The sequence below is a fragment of the Micromonospora sp. NPDC049662 genome, assembly GCF_040675055.1.
In the GTDB taxonomy this organism is placed as follows: Bacteria; Actinomycetota; Actinomycetes; order Mycobacteriales; family Micromonosporaceae; genus Micromonospora.
In genome coordinates this window covers 138914-154717 of sequence record NZ_JBFAOC010000007.1, presented here as the reverse complement: position 1 = coordinate 154717, position 15804 = coordinate 138914, and the positions used below count along the sequence as shown (strand labels likewise).

The window sequence follows — 15804 nt, the reverse complement described above, 5'->3', positions numbered from 1 at the left end:
ATCCCAGTTGTTTGCTTCCGCGCGGGCGCGAGAGTTGTGCTGCCCCCGGATGTCGGTGGATTCGGGAGGGTCGCATGCGGGGGCGGTTGGGGCGCGATTTCGGTTGGCTGTGGTCGGCGTACGCCGCCAGCACGTATGGCACCTGGCTCGCCTTCGGTGCGTTTCCGCTGATAGCGGTCCGTGTTCTGGACTCTTCGGCGGTCGCCGTGGCGGTGCTGGATGCGGCCGGTCTCGCGGTCGCGGCGGTGGTGGCCTTTGCCCTCGGGCCATGGGTCGAGCACCGCGCGAAGCGACCGGTGATGATCACGATGGACCTCGTCCGCTTCGTCGCGATGGTCAGCGTCCCGGCCGCGTACGGCCTCGGGCTGCTGTCGTACGGTCAACTGCTGGTTGTGTCGATCATCTCGGGGACTGCGGGCATCGCCTTCTCCGCCGCGTCCGGGGCGTACCTGAAACATCTGGTGCGTGGCGCGGACCTGCTGGCGGCCAACGGGCGGTTCGAGGGCACGGCCTGGGTGGCGACCGCGGCCGGGCCGCCCCTGGGTGGCGCGCTCGCCGGGCTGCTCGGTCCAGTCGTGACCGTCCTGGCCGACGCCGTCAGCTACCTGCTGTCCGCGTTCGCGATCCTGCGTGTGCGGGGCGGCGACGTCGCCACACCTCGTGGCCGCGCTGCGGGGCTGCGGCCCGCCGACCTGCTGCACGGGGGCAGGCTCATCCTCGGCGACGGCGTCCTGCGCGGGCTGTTCCTCAACTCGATTCTGGTCGGTGGCCTCATCATGGCCACCGCGCCGCTGCTGGCCGTGCTCCTGCTGGGCCAGTACCACCTGCCGGCGTGGCAGTACGGCCTCGCCTTCGGCATCCCGGCGCTCGGTGGGCTGCTGGGCGCCCGCCTCTCCGCGCGCCTCGTGAGCCGCCACGGCCGACACCGGGTCATGATCCTCTTCGGCTGGCTGCGTTCGGTCTTCCCACTCGGTCTCGCCCTCGTCCAGCCGGGTGTGCCCGGACTCGTCACCGTGATCGTCGTCGAGGGACTGCTGATCACGTGCATGGGAGTCTTCAATCCGATCTACGCGACCGAACGCCTGCGCCGGGTCCCCGCGGGTCACGCCGCGCGGGTGCTCAGCACGTGGAGTGCCGTCGGCAAGCTCCTGCAGGCTGCCCTGATGGTGGGCTGGGGTCTTCTCGCCACGCTCACCAGCCCGCTCGCCGCGATCACGCTCTCCGGAGTCCTGCTGCTTGCCACCCCGCTGTTGCTGCCCAGCCGGACACCGTCGGTGGCCCCCGAGGCCAGTACGTCCGGGCGCGACGTCCGGGTCGGGTGACCTTCCGCGGACATCCGCTTTATATTCCCGAACGTCGATGTTAACGTTCACTTAACGTCGTCGTCTGCCAGTCGACATGGTCGTCGGCAGTGACCCGGGGATCGGAGAACGCTTATGACCACGTCCGGCAGGGTGCTTGGGCTGCGCACGGTGGCGGTGCTGACGGGGTGCGCCCTCGCCACCGCGGTCCCGGTGGCCGCGTCCGCGTCCGCGACGACCATCACCGTGGCCGCCGACGGCAGCGGCACCTACACGACCGTGCAGGCGGCGATCGACAGTGTCGCGGCGAACAACGGCGTGCCGGTCACCATCACCATCAAACCCGGCACCTACCGGGGCGTGGTCACCATTCCCGCCAACAAGCCCTACCTCACCCTGGTCGGCGCCGGCAGTTCCGCCGCCCAGGTGGTGATCGTCGAAGGGCATGCCTCCGGCCAGACCAAGCCCGGTGGCGGTACGTACGGCACGTCCGGCAGCGCCTCGGTCTTCGTCAACGCCAACGACACTACGATCAGGAACCTGACCATGTCGAACGACTTCGACGAGGCCGCCAACACTCTCGACGCCGAGCAGGCCGTCGCTGTCAACACCTCGGGCGACCGGGTGCAGTTCGACAACGTCCGCGTTCTCGGCAACCAGGACACCCTGCTGGTCAACGCGCCCAGTGTCAGCTCGGTCCGGCGTCTCTACGTCCGAAACTCCTACGTGGAGGGTGACGTCGACTTCATCTTCGGGCGGGGCACCATGGTCTTCCAGAACGGCACCGTGCACTCGCTGACGCGGGGCTCGTCGTCGAACAACGGCTACCTCACCGCCGCGGCCACCGACATCAACAACAAGTTCGGCTTCCTGTTCTGGGGAACCACCCTGACCAGCAACGCTCCCGCCAGGACCGTCTACCTGGGCCGGCCCTGGCACCCCAGCGGCGACGTGAACGCCCGCGGTCAGGTCCTCTACCGGGGCGTCACGATGGGCGCGCACATCCGCACCGACCCGTGGACCGACATGTCCGGCTTCTCGTGGCGGAACGCCCGGTTCGCCGAGTACGGCAGCACCGGGCCCGGGGCCGTCATCAACGCCAACCGGCCGCAGATGAGCGCCTCCACCGCCACCCAGTACACACCCACCGCCTACCTGGCGGGTACCGACGGCTGGAACCCGATCCGATGACGACGATCCGTTCCCTGCGTACCGCGGCCCTCATCGCGGTCGCCGCCGGGGTGCTCGCCGCCGGCCTGCCGGTGCTCAGCGCCCAGGCCGCGGCCGGCGACGGCACGCCGGCCGACTCGAACATCAGCTTCGTCGGCCGGTGGAACAGGACGAACGCCTCGGCCTACGTGCCCTACTGGGCCGGCGCGTACCTGCGCGTCGGGTTCACCGGCCGAACGGTGAAGCTCCGGCAGCGCAACACCATCCAACTCTGGGCGAGCATCGACGGTGGGGCGTTCACCTCCTTCACCGGCTCCGGCACGATCAACCTGACGCCGACCGCGCTGGCGGCCGGCAGTCACACGCTGATCGTCAGCTACCGGCAGGTGGCCGGCTCCTACACCGGTGACGCGGTCTTCCAGGGGTTGATCCTCGACTCCGGCGCGCGCACCTTCGCGCCACCGACCCGCCCCAAGCTGGTCGAGTTCGTCGGCGACTCGATCACCGCCGGGGCCACGAGCAGTCAACTCGCCGTGACGGACTACGGCTTCAAGGTCGGTGAGCGGCTCGGCTACGACCACACGCAGATCGCGATCGGTGGCATGTGTCTGGCCGAGACGACCGATGGGTGCTGGGCGCAGGAGACGCGCTACTGGATGTCCTCCGGTGGCCAGGTCGGCACCGACCCGTGGGACTTCTCCCGCTACACCGCCGACGGCGTGGTGATCAACCTGGGGACCAACGACAAGAGCCACGGCGTGAGCGCGGCCGCCTTCCAGACGGCGTACACCACCTTCCTGACAAGGATCCGGGCCAGGTTCCCGAACGCCAAGCTCTTCGCCATGCGGACGTTCATCGGTCGGTACGCGACGGAGACGGAGGCGGCGGTGCGGGCGCGCAACGCCGCGGGCGACGCCAACGTGTTCTACCTGGACACCACCGGCTGGCTGCCGTCGGGGGGCCTGAGCGACTCGGTGCACCCGAACGACGCCGGCCACCAGGCCATCACCGACCGGCTGGCCCCGATCCTCAGCGCACGACTGAACACGACCCCGGCCCCGACGACGCCGCCGCCGACGACGCCCGCGCCGACCACGCCGCCCCCCACGACGCCCGCGCCGACCACGCCGCCGCCGACGACGCCCGCGCCGACGCCTTCCGCGGGCGCGGCCTGCGCGGTCACCTACCGCAAGACCGGTGACTGGGGTACGGGCGCCCAGTTCGACGTGACGCTCAACAACACCTCCACCGTCGGAATCAACGGGTGGACACTGACCTGGTCGCTGCCGGGCAGTCAGCGGATCACGCAGTCCTGGAATGCCACGGTCACCCAGTCCGGCGCCGCGGCCACGGCGGTGAACGTCGCCTGGAACACGGTGATCCCGGCCGCCGGTTCGACCAGCTTCGGATTCATCACCGACAGCCCGCTCGGCGGAGCGACCGGCTTCGCCCTCAACGGCTCCCCGTGCGCCGCCGTCACGTGATGGCGAGCGCCTCCGATCGAGGCAGGAGTAACCCGATGACGGTTCGCCGATCGCGTCTCGTGGTTCTGGCGGCAACGGTCCTGACCGTCGTGGCCGGTGGGCTCGGCATCGCCACCGCCCAGGCCGCCACCCCGGCGTGCGCTGTCGACTACCGGGTCACCAGCCAGTGGACCGGCGGGTTCGGCGCGGATGTCGTCGTCACCAACCTCGGTGACGCGGTGACCAGTTGGAGCCTGGCGTGGAGCTTCGCTCCCGGGCAGGGCGTGACGCAGGCGTGGAACGCCACCCTCACGGTCACCGGCTCGGCGGCCACCGCCACCAACGTGAGCTACAACGGTGCCGTCGGCACCGGCGCGTCGGTCAACTTCGGCTTCACCGGCTCGTGGAGCGGCAGCAACCCGGTGCCGTCGTCGTTCTCGTTCAACGGCACCACCTGTGCCGGTCCACCGGCACCAACACCCACCGCGCCGACGCCGTCGCCCACCGCGCCGTCGCCGACATCGACGCCATCCCCGGCGCCGACACCCTGCACCGGCCCGAGCACGCCGCCGGCCAGCCCCTCCACGTCACCGACGCCCGTGCCGACCAAGGTGTGGATGGCGGGCGACTCCACGATGATGAACGCCAGTTCCTGTCCGATCGGCTGGGGCAGCCAGTTCGCGTCCTACCTCACGTCCAACGTCACCGTGCAGAACAGCGCCGTCGGCGGTCGCAGCATCCAGACCTGGCTGTACGAGGGCAATGTGACCTCCACCAAGAACTCGGCCGGCGAGTGCGCGCTCAGCTCGACCGCCTACAGCGCGCGATGGTCGGCGATGCTGGACAGCGGCAGTGGCTTCAAGGCCGGGGACTACCTGATCATCCAGTTCGGCATCAACGACGGTGACTCGGCCTGCCCGCGACACGTCGGCGCCAACCGCTTCAAGGAACTGCTCGGCGTGATGGCGACGGCCGCCAAGGCCAGAGGGGTGAAGCCGATCTTCGTCACCCCGGTCGCGGCGATCACCTGCAGCGGCAACACCGCCGTCGGCAATCGCGGTTTCGTCACCGAGACGACGGCCGCGGCCGCCGCCAACGGTGTACCGGTCATCGACCTGCACGCCAGCAGCGTGGCGCTCTACAACTCGCTCCGGTTGTGCCCGAACAACGGTGACTACTCGACGGGCGCGGTGGGCGCGTTCTTCTGCAACGACCACACCCACTTCGAGACCGCCGGGGCCAGACAGATCGCCGGCCTGGTCGCCACCGCCCTGCGGGCGCAGAACATCCCACTCGCTGCCTACCTGAGATGACAGCCACCGCTTTGCTGATCGGGCCGGCGCGGTGGCCGGATCACGCCTAGGGCCTGTTTCATAAGAACTGGTCGGCCTGCGGCGGGCCCGGACGACGCCCGGCGGCGTCGAGGTGTTCCTCACGATGGGCAGGATGCCCGAGCAGCAGGTCGACACCGCGGTCGACCCGAGCATGATCACCTCGATCATCAGGTCGTCACCGCTGGCGTAACGCCGGGGCGTGACCATTGCGCGGTGGGGCGGCCGTTGAGACGCCACGGGTGCCCGGTGACCCGCGGCCAGCCTTCCGGCGAGTTCTCCCAGTTCTCCTGCCGGCCGTACACGGTGAGGTCCAGCGCGTGGTAGGTGGTCATCAACGCCTCCACGCCCCGCCCGGTGGTCCAGTAGGTCTCGTAGACGTTGTCGCCGTCGCGCAGGTAGCAGGCGATGAACCCGAAGTCACGACCGTCGGCCAGAGCCGGGTCGGAGTCTCTCGCCGAATACCAGGGAAACGGGTAGCCCATGAACTCCGCGAACGGGGCACTTTCGTCGTAGGGGCCCTGGCAGAACACGGCGTAGGTGACGTCCCGAGCGTGCAGGTAGTCCAGCGTCTGCATGTGACAGGTCGAGAAGGTGCACCCCTCACACTGGTGCTCGTACGGCTTGTCGTCGTGCCACATGTGGAAGTAGGCGATGAGCATCCGGCGGCCCTCGAAGACCTCCACCAGCGGGGTGTCCCCGCCGGGGCCCTGGACCGTCACCGTCGGCATCAAGGTCATCGGCAGCTGACGGCGAGCGGCTGCGATCGCGTCCCCTTCGCGGGTATGGGCCTTCTCCCGGACCAGCAGTTCGTCGCGCTCGCGCAGCCAGGTCTCCCGGTCGACGACCGGGGGCGCGGCGGCGCTGAAGGCGGGGGTTGCCGTCATGGCGTTCTCCTTAGTAGGTGAGGATCGGTTACAGGTACAGACGACCGAGTCGGCGATCGTCATCGGCGACCGATGACGGATGGGGTCTGCGGTCGTCAGTACAGTGGTGAGGATCATTCAGCCCCGGGGAAATCAGATGTCCGACTCGACCGACGAGCAGGCGGTCTGGCTGCAGCGCGCCTTCGACGAGCACCGGCGCGAGCTACACGTGCACTGCTACCGCCTCGCCGGGAACGTCACCGACGCGGACGACCTGGTGCAGGAGACATTCCTGCGTGCCTGGCGGGCTCGCGACCGCTTCGAGGGTCGGGCGTCGGCGCGCACCTGGTTCTACCGGATCGCCACGAACGTCTTCCTCGACAGCCGCAAGGCGGCCGGTCACCGGACGGTACCGTCCGGGGATCCGCTGGAGTGGTCCACCGAGCTCGGTCCCTATCCGGACGCCCTGCTGGCCGACGATCCGCAGACCGGTCTCGCCGCCCGGGAGACCGTCGAGCTGGCCCTGATAGCCGCGCTCATGTACCTGCCGCCACGGCAGCGGGCGGCCTTCGTACTGCGCGACGTCCACGGCTGGACGCCGCCGGAGATCGCCGCCGCGCTCGACACCGCCGTGGCGGCCGTCAACAGCCTCCTCCAGCGGGCCCGCCACACCCTCCGCGGGCGCGCTCCGTCGGACCCACAGGACTGGCGCCGCCCGCAGCTCACCAGCGAGGACGAAGAGATCCTGCGCCGCTACGCCAACGCGAAGGACCCGGAGACGATCCGGTCACTGCTCGCCGAGGACGTACGGATTACGATGCCGCCCGAGCCGCCGGTCGTCGGGATCGACGCGGCCGCCGAGTTCCTCGGCCGACCGCTCGACTGGCGTACGTTCCCCACCTCGGCCAACGGGCGCCCGGCGCTGATCAACTATCTCCGCCGGCCCGGCAGCCCGCACTACGAGGCGTTGGTCGTCGACGTACTCCGGATCGAGAACGGGAAGATCGTAGAGAGCAACGCCTTCATCGGTGCCCGTCACGTCGCCGCCTTCAGCATGCCCGCCACACTCGAGCCCTAGGTGTTCTGTCCAGAGAGGTTGGGGACGCGGCCGGCGGGTGGGCCGCCCTCATGATGTGCCACCGTCCACATCGGCTTCAACGAGGGCCCGACTGCTATCGTCCAGCACCGGAATGACGATCATGGTGGATGTGGGGAGTTGACGGGGATGCGTGGGAAGCCGAGCACGCGGTTGGCGGGTGCCCTGGTCATGGTGCCGACGACAGTGGCCCTCGTTCTGGTCGGCACCGCCTCGGCGGCGTCGGCGGCCACGGGCACGCCGAGCGGTGCGCCGCCGGCGGCCAACGGTGTCGACGTGTGGTGCGTGTCGACGACCGGCGCCAAGGCGTGCTTCGCCGCGTACGGGGACCGGGTCTGGGTGAAGGACACCAAGGCGAATGGCGCGCCCGCCGCCGGCGCGATCCAGGGACCGGACTGGAGCCGGCAGTGCATCAACAGCAGCGGCGCGGACGCCGGCTGGGTCATGTGCAACTTCGACGTGCCGGAGTACGACGAGGGCCTGCTGTGGGCGGTCAACAACCCGTTCATCGGCAACGAGAGCAGCACGGAGATCTACACCAGCGGCCCGATCTGACGCCGGCGTTCGCGTAACGAGCCCCGGTCCGTCAGACCAGCGGCGCCTGCGCGGATCGGCCGCCGTCGCCGGCCGCGCGGACGCCCTCGGGAGCGGTGATCGGGGCGGTGATGATCCGGCTCGGCAGCACCGGCGCGTCCCGACCCGTGCCCCGGAGCGCGCCGCCGGTGGTCGACTGTTCGTGGTAGTCCTGCTCCACGTTGACCGACCAGATGTCGTGGGCGCTGCCGGTGACGATGTTCTCCACGGTCAACATCGCGGTGAGCATCGAGTGGTCCTGGTTGTTGTAGCGGTGCATGCCGTTGCGTCCCACCGGGTGCACGTTCGGCACGGCCTCGGCCAGCCACGCCCGGATCACGTCCACGTTGTGCTGGTAGCGCTCGTCGTACACCGGATAGGCCTTCGGCATGCGCACGACGTAGCCGGCCTCGACCACCCCCGGGCGGACCAGGCCCAACCGCTGCAGCTCCGCGGTCGCGAGGGCCACCAGGTCGGCATCGGCGGTACGCCACATCTCGTCGTCCTCGAAGACGAAGTACTCCAGGCCCAGGCAGGTGCGCCCGTCCTTGACGAGGTACGGCGACCAGGAGCCGAAGTTCTGGATCCGGCCCACCCGCACCGCGGGATCGTGCACGTAGATCCAGTTGTCGGGGAACGAGAACTCGGCCGGCACCACCAGGGCGACGGTCAGGAAGTCGCGGTAGCGCAGGTCGGCGGCGCAGGCCAGCACGTGCGGGGGCGCCGGCGGGCGCAGCGCCGCGACTAACTCCGAGATCGGCATCGACGAGATCACGTCGTCGGCCGGCTCGGTACGCTGCCCGCCCGCGCCGTTGAGCGTCACGCTGATCGCCCGGCGTCGCTTCGGGTCGCGGTGCACGGCGGTCACCCAGGTACCGGTCGACACCTCCCCGCCGCGCTGGCGTACCTGGTCGGCGCAGCGTTCCCACATCATCCCCGGCCCGTACTTCGGGTACTGGAACTCCTCGATCAGGCTGGTCACGTCGGTGCGGCGGCGTCCGGGCAGCACCGCGTTGCGGATCGCCGTGGCCAGCGACAGGTTCTTGATCCGCTGGGCGGCCCAGTCGGCCCGCAGCCGGTCCGCGGGCATCCCCCAGACCTTCTCGGTGTACGTCTTGAAGAAGATCGAGTACAGCCGCCAGCCGAACCGGGCCGACACCCAGCCCTCGAAGTGCGACTGGTCGCGAGGTGGGCGAACCCGCGCCCGGGCGTACGAGGCGAGGCACCGCACCGCCTCCGGCAGACCCAGGTTGCGCAGCGCGTTCGACGGGCTCAGCGGGTAGTTGAACAGGGCGCCCCGGTAGAAGATCCGACTCATCCGGGGCCGGGTCAGGAAGTCCTCGTCGGGCAGGATCTCGTGCCAGAACGCCTCCACCCGGGGGACCTTGGTGAAGAACCGGTGTCCGCCGATGTCGAAGCGCCACCCGTCGCGTTCCACGGTCCGGCTGATCCCGCCGACCACCTCATCGGCCTCGAAGACCTGGACCGGCCGCCCGTGCCGGAGCAACTCGTACGCCGCCGTGAGCCCCGCCGGCCCCGCGCCGATGACCACCGTGCCGTGTTGCTCGCTCATGCCGCCGAACTCCCTGTTGCTGGTCGAGGCGGCCCGCGTACCCGTTATGACCGGGATGTCACCTCTGGTCCTGGTGGGTTTCTCCTCCGGCGAGGTCCGCCGGGGCGTACAACGGGGAGGGCGGCAGGCGGTTCGGCGGACCGGGGGAGCGGGGCGGATGCACCGGTGGCGGGGCGGCCGGCGGCGCGCGACGGCGCTGGTCCGGACGGGCGCGCGACTGGTCCGCCGGGTGCCGCCTCCCTGGCCGTACCTGATCGGGCTCTTTCTCGGCGCGAAGCTGCTGCTGACCCTGCTCGGCCTCCTGGTCCTGCACGCCTGGGACGGCATCCCCGGGGCGCCACCGCCGGACGAGGCGCTGATGTGGGCGCAGCAGCGGGAGATCTCCGGGCACCGGTGGATCTCCTTCTGGTTCGCCTGGGACGCGCTGCTCTACCTGCGGCTGAGCGAGCTGCCGCTGACCGGGCGACCGTGGGGGGACTTCGGCTTTCCACTGCTCTACCCCTTCCTCGCCCGGCCGGTCGGCGCGCTGCTGGGCGGCGACAACGCGCTGGCCCTGCTGTTGATCAGCAATGTCGCGTTCCTGGGCGTCCTCGGGTACGGCTACCGGCTGGCCGAGCTGCTGTTCGCCGACGCCGACGCGGCTCGTCGATTCACCCGCTACCTGGTGCTCCTGCCGACGGCGTTCCTGTTCCAGGCCGCGCTGACCGAGTCGCTGTTCGTCTGCCTCGCGCTGGCCGCCTTCTACTACGCCGAGCGTCGCCGGTGGCTGGTGGTCGGCGTGGTCGGCTACTTCCTGGCGATGAGCCGGTCTCTCGGACTGCTCGTCGTCCTGCCGTTGGCGCTCGTGCTGCTGCGCCAGCACGACTGGCGGCTCGGTCCGCGTGCCCTGCTCGGATACCTGCGGACCGGCTGGCCGTTACTGCTGCTGCCCGCCGGATGGTTCACCTTCATGGCGTTCTGCAAATGGCGGGGCGGGGACTGGTTCGCCTACCAGCACGCCCAGAAGGCCGGCTGGGGGATCGAGACGCAGAACCCGCTTCCGGTGGTCCTGGGCGGGCTCACCGGCGAGCCGCGCGACGCCGCCCGGGTCCTGTTCGCCCTGGTCGTGTTGGCCGTCCTGGCCGCCGGGTTCCGCCGTCGGGAGCTGCCCTACCTGGTCTACGGCGTGCTGATGGTGGTGGTGCCGCTGTCGCTGGGCCCCGCCGTCTACAAGAGCCTGCTGCGCTACCTGCTCGCCGCGTTCCCGGTGGCCCTCGTGCTGGCCCGCTGGGCCCGCCGGGCGAGCGTCGACGGGTGGCTGACGGCGGCGCTCGCCCTCGTGCAGGGCGCGCTGTTCGTGCTCTGGCTCACCTACTGGACCCACATGATCATCTGATTGGACGGACGTCGGTCGGGGCAGGATGAGGCGATGACCGAGCCACGGGTACGCCTCGACGACCTGGGCGCCTGGCTGATCAAGGGCAACGCGGACACCGTCGACCTCGCCACCCGCTTCGCCCGCGAACCCCTGGTGACGAGCTGGTGCGTACGCCCCGGCTACCGCGCCCGGCTGATGCGGACCGGGCAGCCCGTGGTGTTCTGGGCCAGTGGCAGCCGCGCCCGCCTGCCGTACGGGGTGTGGGGCGTCGGCCGGGTCACCGGGCCGGCCGAGCCGGGGCCACCGGGGCGACCCTGGTCGGTGCCCGTGGAGCTGCCCATCCTCGCCGAGCCGGACCGGGTGCCCCGAGGCGTGTTGCGCGCCGACGACCGGCTCGCCGCTCTGGAGGTGCTCCGACAGCCGCAGGCGGCCAACCCCTCGTACCTGACGGTGGCCCAGTTCGCCGCCCTGCGGACGCACCTGCCGGTCTAGCACCGGCGACCCTGTGCGAGCCTGGTACCCGTCGTCGCCAACTTCGGGGGAGGCCCGGTGTTCGCCCTGGCGCTGAACGAGGATGTCGAGCTGCGCGCGTTGGACCCCTGGCGGGCCGAGGAGTTCCTCGCCCATCTCGACCGGGCGCGGGATCACATAAGTCCCTGGGTGGCGCCGTCCTTCGTCGCCACCGACCTGCCGTCGGCCCGTGCCGTGTTGCAGCGCTACGCCGACCGCTGGGCGGCCGACGCCGGCGGCATCTGGGGCCTGTGGTGGCGCGGCACGCTGGTCGGCGGGGTGATGTTCGTGTCGTTCGACGTCACGGTGGGCCTGTGCGAGGTCGGCTGCTGGGTGGAGCCGGCGGCGCAGGGCCAGGGCTTCGTCGCCCCCGCGATTCGGCGGGTCGTCGACTGGGCGGTGCGGGAGCGCGGCATCCACCGCGTCGAGTGGCGGACGAACGCCGCAAACGTCCGCAGCATCGCCCTGGCCCGCCGGCTGGGCCTGCGCCACGACGGCACCCTGCGTCAGGTCTACCCGGGCATGGACGGTCGCATCGACCTGGAGATCTGGTCGGTGCTGGCCGACGAGTGGCGGGCCGCGTCCGTGCCACCACCCACCGTCCACTGACGACGACGGATTTCTGTCGTACCCGGGCGGCAGCATGCATTCATGGCCATCCCCGCGCTCACCCCGCATCCCGACCCGCCGCGCTCCGTGCCGCTGCGCGAGGCGCGCACCCGGTTCAGCCAGCTCGTCGCGTTGGCCGAGCTGACCGACGCGGTCACCGTCGTCACCCGCGACGGCGATCCCCGCCCGGTCGCCGCGATCGTTCCCGCCGCCGCGGCCCGCAGCGCCGCCCAGGCCCGCGCCGACGCCGACCGGCTCGCCGCGGTCACCGCCGGGTGGGCCCGCCGCCTCGACGAGCAGCACCGTCGCAGCAGCCAACGGCACGCCGCCGAGCTGGGCGCGGTCCGCGCGGCGCTGGCGGAGGTGTGGGCCGAGCTGGACCGCCGGGTCGTCCCGGGCAGCGACCCGACGCTGGCCCGGCTGCGCGCCGCGCACGCCGACCTGCTGGCCGACTGACCTCCGCTTACCGGGGCCGGTGGCGACTCGCGCCCGGTCCGGCCTGGCCCTGCGCACCGTGCGGCGGCGGCTCGCGCCCGGTCCGGCGGCGGCTCACGCCCGGTCCGGCGGCGGCTCGCGCCCGGTCCGGCGTCGGGCCTGGGCGCCGTGCGGCGGTGGACGCACACGGTCCGGCCTCGCCCTGCGCACCGAGGCCGGCAGAGCGGGCACGGTCCGTTCGTCGTGCGGCGGGGTCAGCTCGTCGCCGGGTAGGCGTGGGTCTCGGTCGCCTTGACCGCCACCCAGATCCGTTGGCCCGGGATCAGCCGGAGCTGGGCCGCCGCGGCCGGCGTGACGTCGGCGGCCACGCCGACCGGTCCGTCCACCTGCACCCGCACGTTGTCGCCGTGGCGCTGGACGCCGCTCACCGTGCCCGCCCACGTGTTGCGGGGGCTGCCGTCAGGTCGCGACGGGTGCAGGGCCACCGCCGCCGGGCGGAACGCCACGAACGCGTCGCCGTCGAGCCGGTCGGCCACGCTCAGGGTCAACTCCGGCGCGACACGTACGCCGTGGCCCTCGGCCCGACCCCGGTAGAGATTCAGCCCGACCAGCCGTGCCACGTAGTCGGTGCGCGGGCGGGCCGTGACGCTCGGGCCGTCGCCCTCCTGGACGACGCGCCCGCCCTCGACGATGACCAGGCGGTCGGCCAGCGCCAACGCGTCCAGCGGATCGTGGGTGACCAGCACCGTCGCACCCGGGTGCGCGGCCAGGTGGCGGTGCAGTTGCGCGCGGGTCTCCAGGCGCGTACGGGCGTCCAGGGCGGCCAGCGGCTCGTCGAGCAGCAGCAGCGACGGTCCGACGGCCAGCGCGCGGGCCAGCGCCACCCGCTGCGCCTGCCCGCCGGAGAGCTGGCGGGGCTTGCGGTGCGCCTGGTCGGCGAGGCCCACCCGGTCGAGCCAGCTCCGCGCGGTGGCCCGTGCCGCCCGCCGGTCAATGCCGTGCCGGCGCGGCCCGAACGCCACGTTGTCCAACGCGTCGAGGTGCGGAAACAGCAGGTAGTCCTGGAAGACCACGCCGATCGGCCGGCGCTCGGTGGGCACCCAGCCCCGGCTCGCCGGCCGGTCCAGGTCGACACCGTCGAGGGTGACGTGCCCGGCGGTGAGCGGGTGCAGCCCGGCCAGGGCGCGCAGCGCGGTGGTCTTGCCGGCCCCGTTGGGCCCGAGCAGCGCGACGACCTCACCCGGTGCGACCCGCAGCGGTACGTCCAACCGGAAGGCGCCCCGGTCGACGACCAGCCGGGCATCCAACAGCGGCGTGGTCACGGGCTGGTCGTTGGGCGGCGGCGCGGTCACGGGCCTCTCGTTGGGCGGCGGCGCGGTCACGGGCCTCTGGTTGGGCGGCGGCGCGGTCACGGGCCTCTGGTTGGGTGGCGGCGTGGTCACGGGGCCGCCATCCAGCGGTCGCGCAGCGCGGCCAGGATGCCCACCGAGACGATCAGCAGCACCAGGCTGAGCACGATGGCCGACTCCAGGTCGGTCTCCAGCGCCAGGTAGACGGCCAACGGCATGGTCTGCGTACGCCCGGGATAGTTGCCGGCGAAGGTGATGGTGGCGCCGAACTCGCCGAGCGCCCGCGCCCAGCACAGCACCGCGCCGGCGGCGATCCCGGGTGCTACCAGCGGCAACGTGACGTGCGTGAAGGTCGTCCACCGGCTGGCCCCCAGTGTCGCGGCGGCCTCCTCGTAGCGGTGGTCGGCCGCGCGGAGCGCGCCCTCGACGGCGATGACGAGGAACGGCATGGCGACGAACGCCTCGGCCAGCACCACGCCGGCGGTCGTGAACGGCAGGGTGACGCCGAATGTGGCGTCGAGCCAGCCGCCGAGCAGCCCGCGTCGGCCGAAGACCAGCAGCAGCGCCACGCCGCCGACCACCGGCGGCAGCACCAGCGGCACGGTGACCAGGGCGCGGGCCAGCCGGCGGCCGGGGAAGTCGACCCGGGCCAGCAACCACGCCAGGGGCACTCCGAGCAGCAGGCAGAGCAGCGTGGCTAGGGTCGCGGTCTGCACCGACAGGCGCAGCGCCGTCAGCGCCCCCGGCGCGGTGAGCCGCTGCGGCAGCGTCGCCCATGGCGCCCGGATCACCAGCCCGGCCAGCGGCAGGACCAGGAAGAGCAGGCCCAGCCCGGCCGGGATCAGCAACGCCGCCGGCACCCTCGAACGACGTCGCGAGGTGGTGGGCTCGCGGACCAGGCTCACGACGCCGCCTGGAACCCCGCCTCGGCGAGGACCGCCTGTGCCGGCGTCGAGCGGACGTACGCGACGAAGGCGCGCGCGCCCGCCCGATTGGGCGCGTTCTTCAGCGCGACGATCGGATAGTCGTTGATCGCCCGAGCGGACTCGGGGAACTCGACACCCGTCACGTCGGCGCTCGCGGCACGGGCGTCCGTGCGGTAGACGAGGGCCGCGTCGACCTCGCCGAGCTTGACCTTGGCCAGCGCACCCTTGACGTCCTGTTCGAGGGTGACCGGCGTCAGCGCGACGCCGGCCGCGGTCAGGGCGGTACGCGCCGCCGCGCCGCAGGGCACCTGCTCGGCGCAGAGCGCGACCTTCACGCCCGGACGGGCCAGGTCGGCGAGACCGGTCACGCCCTTCGGGTTGCCGCTGGGCACCGCGACCACCAGTTGGTTGCGGGCGAAGACGAACGGCGTGCCGTCGGCGTCACCGGCCTGCGTCACGGTCGCCATGTTCTTCGGCGCGGCCGAGGCGAAGACGTCCGCCGGAGCGCCCTGGGTGATCTGGTTGGCCAGGGCCGAGCTGCCGGCGAGGTTGAGGGTGACGGTGACGCCCGGGTTGGCGGCCTCGAAGTCCTTCGCGATGCGGGTGAACGACTCGGTCAGCGAGGCGGCGGCGAACACGGTCACCGTGCCGCTGACCCGACCGTCCCGGGTGTCACCCCCGGTCGCCGGGTCGCCGGCGCGGTCGCAGCCGGCCGTCGCCAGCACGGCCACCGCCAGCGCCAGCGCCACGAATCTGGCCCGAGGCCTCATCCGTTCCCCCTCGCTCCGGCCGGGGCGGTGGGCGCGGCCCGCTCCACCACCACGGTGGTCGACTTGATGACGGCCACGGCGACCGAGCCGACCCGCAGGTCGAGCTCGTCGACCGCCTCCCGGCTCATCAGCGACACCACCCGGAACGGGCCAGCCTGGATGTCGACCTGGGCCATCACCGTGTCCTTGCGGACGTCGACGACGATGCCGCGCAGCCGGTTGCGCGCCGAGGAGAGCTCGGCGCCCGCGTCCGGGTCGGCGGCCTGCGCCCGGGCGAACGCCGCGAGGTCGACGCCGTCGATGATCCGGTGGCCGTGCTCGTCACGCCCGGCGGGCAGCCGCCCGGCGTCCACCCATCGGCGGATCGTGTCGGCGCTGACGCCGAGCAGGTCGGCCGCCGCGCCGATCCGGAAGGTCGTCACCGGAAAACCATAGCCGCCGCATCTGCGAGGAAGAAGAGCCAAACAGGGCCGAT

At 71.8% G+C, this 15804-nt stretch carries 16 protein-coding genes; 10 read left to right on the top strand and 6 right to left on the bottom strand.

The annotated features are described in order from the left end of the window. The first annotated feature begins 74 nt into the window (after positions 1 to 74). From AB0J36_RS08240 to AB0J36_RS08225, 4 genes are all read left to right on the top strand, one after another. A complete protein-coding gene (locus tag AB0J36_RS08240) occupies positions 75 to 1322 on the top strand; it encodes an MFS transporter (protein ID WP_357394621.1) in 1248 nt (415 codons plus the stop codon). A gap of 114 nt (positions 1323 to 1436) precedes the next feature. Continuing rightward, positions 1437 to 2492, top strand: coding sequence for a pectinesterase family protein (locus AB0J36_RS08235; protein ID WP_363660322.1), 1056 nt, complete (start codon positions 1437 to 1439; stop codon positions 2490 to 2492). Continuing rightward, a complete protein-coding gene (locus AB0J36_RS08230; protein WP_363660321.1) occupies positions 2489 to 3955 on the top strand; it encodes a cellulose binding domain-containing protein in 1467 nt (488 codons plus the stop codon). Before AB0J36_RS08235 ends, AB0J36_RS08230 begins: the two co-directional genes overlap by 4 nt. Positions 3956 to 3990: 35 nt before the next feature. Then, entirely contained in the window at positions 3991 to 5247 is a 1257-nt protein-coding gene (locus AB0J36_RS08225) for a cellulose binding domain-containing protein (RefSeq protein WP_363660320.1), read from the top strand. Between the two features lie 188 nt (positions 5248 to 5435). Here AB0J36_RS08225 and AB0J36_RS08220 read toward each other — a convergent pair whose 3' ends face one another. Beyond that, positions 5436 to 6152, bottom strand: coding sequence for a DUF899 family protein (locus tag AB0J36_RS08220; protein WP_357118016.1), 717 nt, complete (start codon positions 6150 to 6152; stop codon positions 5436 to 5438). 136 nt (positions 6153 to 6288) lie between these two features. Between AB0J36_RS08220 and AB0J36_RS08215 the strand changes: the two genes are divergently transcribed. After that, complete coding sequence (locus AB0J36_RS08215) at positions 6289 to 7209, top strand: RNA polymerase subunit sigma-70 (protein WP_357118019.1); 921 nt, start codon at positions 6289 to 6291, stop codon at positions 7207 to 7209. Positions 7210 to 7356: 147 nt separating this feature from the next. Beyond that, positions 7357 to 7782 carry a hypothetical protein gene (locus AB0J36_RS08210; protein WP_363660319.1) on the top strand — a complete coding sequence of 142 codons (426 nt, stop codon included), beginning with the start codon at positions 7357 to 7359 and terminating at the stop codon, positions 7780 to 7782. A 31-nt stretch (positions 7783 to 7813) separates the two neighbouring features. Here AB0J36_RS08210 and AB0J36_RS08205 read toward each other — a convergent pair whose 3' ends face one another. Then, entirely contained in the window at positions 7814 to 9373 is a 1560-nt protein-coding gene (locus AB0J36_RS08205) for an NAD(P)/FAD-dependent oxidoreductase (protein WP_363660318.1), read from the bottom strand. On the opposite strand from AB0J36_RS08205, the gene AB0J36_RS08200 reads away from it, so the two are divergent. From AB0J36_RS08200 to AB0J36_RS08185, 4 genes are read left to right on the top strand one after another with little or no spacing between them, the layout of a single operon-like run. Continuing rightward, positions 9372 to 10748 carry a hypothetical protein gene (locus AB0J36_RS08200; RefSeq protein ID WP_363660317.1) on the top strand — a complete coding sequence of 459 codons (1377 nt, stop codon included), beginning with the start codon at positions 9372 to 9374 and terminating at the stop codon, positions 10746 to 10748. The two genes, AB0J36_RS08205 and AB0J36_RS08200, sit on opposite strands and share 2 nt — an antisense overlap. Positions 10749 to 10781: 33 nt before the next feature. After that, on the top strand, positions 10782 to 11222 hold the full coding sequence (locus AB0J36_RS08195; protein WP_357169745.1) for a hypothetical protein: 441 nt from the start codon (positions 10782 to 10784) through the stop codon (positions 11220 to 11222). A 57-nt stretch (positions 11223 to 11279) separates the two neighbouring features. After that, a complete protein-coding gene (locus tag AB0J36_RS08190; protein ID WP_363660316.1) occupies positions 11280 to 11849 on the top strand; it encodes a GNAT family protein in 570 nt (189 codons plus the stop codon). Between the two features lie 42 nt (positions 11850 to 11891). After that, the gene (locus AB0J36_RS08185; protein WP_357169751.1) at positions 11892 to 12305 is read left to right on the top strand and encodes a type II toxin-antitoxin system prevent-host-death family antitoxin; all 414 of its coding nucleotides are present in this window, start codon (positions 11892 to 11894) and stop codon (positions 12303 to 12305) included. Between the two features lie 233 nt (positions 12306 to 12538). Here AB0J36_RS08185 and AB0J36_RS08180 read toward each other — a convergent pair whose 3' ends face one another. The 4 genes from AB0J36_RS08180 to AB0J36_RS08165 form a co-directional block, all read right to left on the bottom strand. Next, entirely contained in the window at positions 12539 to 13606 is a 1068-nt protein-coding gene (locus tag AB0J36_RS08180; protein WP_357119402.1) for an ABC transporter ATP-binding protein, read from the bottom strand. 116 nt (positions 13607 to 13722) lie between these two features. After that, positions 13723 to 14538 carry an ABC transporter permease gene (locus AB0J36_RS08175; RefSeq protein ID WP_357169754.1) on the bottom strand — a complete coding sequence of 272 codons (816 nt, stop codon included), beginning with the start codon at positions 14536 to 14538 and terminating at the stop codon, positions 13723 to 13725. Further along, positions 14535 to 15329 (bottom strand): molybdate ABC transporter substrate-binding protein, encoded by a 795-nt coding sequence (gene modA, locus AB0J36_RS08170; RefSeq protein WP_363660315.1) that lies wholly within the window; start codon positions 15327 to 15329, stop codon positions 14535 to 14537. The genes AB0J36_RS08175 and modA overlap by 4 nt, the downstream gene beginning before the upstream one ends. Continuing rightward, complete coding sequence (locus tag AB0J36_RS08165) at positions 15326 to 15751, bottom strand: TOBE domain-containing protein (RefSeq protein WP_363660314.1); 426 nt, start codon at positions 15749 to 15751, stop codon at positions 15326 to 15328. The genes modA and AB0J36_RS08165 overlap by 4 nt, the downstream gene beginning before the upstream one ends. Between the last annotated feature and the right edge of the window lie 53 nt (positions 15752 to 15804).

Bases quoted from the DNA above. Each gene is read 5' to 3' on its own strand.
- AB0J36_RS08240 (WP_357394621.1), top strand. From the start codon at position 75: ATGCGGGGGCGGTTGGGGCGCGATTTCGGTTGGCTGTGGTCGGCGTAC.
- AB0J36_RS08235 (WP_363660322.1), top strand. From the start codon at position 1,437: ATGACCACGTCCGGCAGGGTGCTTGGGCTGCGCACGGTGGCGGTGCTG.
- AB0J36_RS08230 (WP_363660321.1), top strand. From the start codon at position 2,489: ATGACGACGATCCGTTCCCTGCGTACCGCGGCCCTCATCGCGGTCGCC.
- AB0J36_RS08225 (WP_363660320.1), top strand. From the start codon at position 3,991: ATGACGGTTCGCCGATCGCGTCTCGTGGTTCTGGCGGCAACGGTCCTG.
- AB0J36_RS08220 (WP_357118016.1), bottom strand. From the start codon at position 6,152: ATGACGGCAACCCCCGCCTTCAGCGCCGCCGCGCCCCCGGTCGTCGAC.
- AB0J36_RS08215 (WP_357118019.1), top strand. From the start codon at position 6,289: ATGTCCGACTCGACCGACGAGCAGGCGGTCTGGCTGCAGCGCGCCTTC.
- AB0J36_RS08210 (WP_363660319.1), top strand. From the start codon at position 7,357: ATGCGTGGGAAGCCGAGCACGCGGTTGGCGGGTGCCCTGGTCATGGTG.
- AB0J36_RS08200 (WP_363660317.1), top strand. From the start codon at position 9,372: ATGCCGCCGAACTCCCTGTTGCTGGTCGAGGCGGCCCGCGTACCCGTT.
- AB0J36_RS08205 (WP_363660318.1), bottom strand. From the start codon at position 9,373: ATGAGCGAGCAACACGGCACGGTGGTCATCGGCGCGGGGCCGGCGGGG.
- AB0J36_RS08195 (WP_357169745.1), top strand. From the start codon at position 10,782: ATGACCGAGCCACGGGTACGCCTCGACGACCTGGGCGCCTGGCTGATC.
- AB0J36_RS08185 (WP_357169751.1), top strand. From the start codon at position 11,892: ATGGCCATCCCCGCGCTCACCCCGCATCCCGACCCGCCGCGCTCCGTG.
- modA (WP_363660315.1), bottom strand. From the start codon at position 15,329: ATGAGGCCTCGGGCCAGATTCGTGGCGCTGGCGCTGGCGGTGGCCGTG.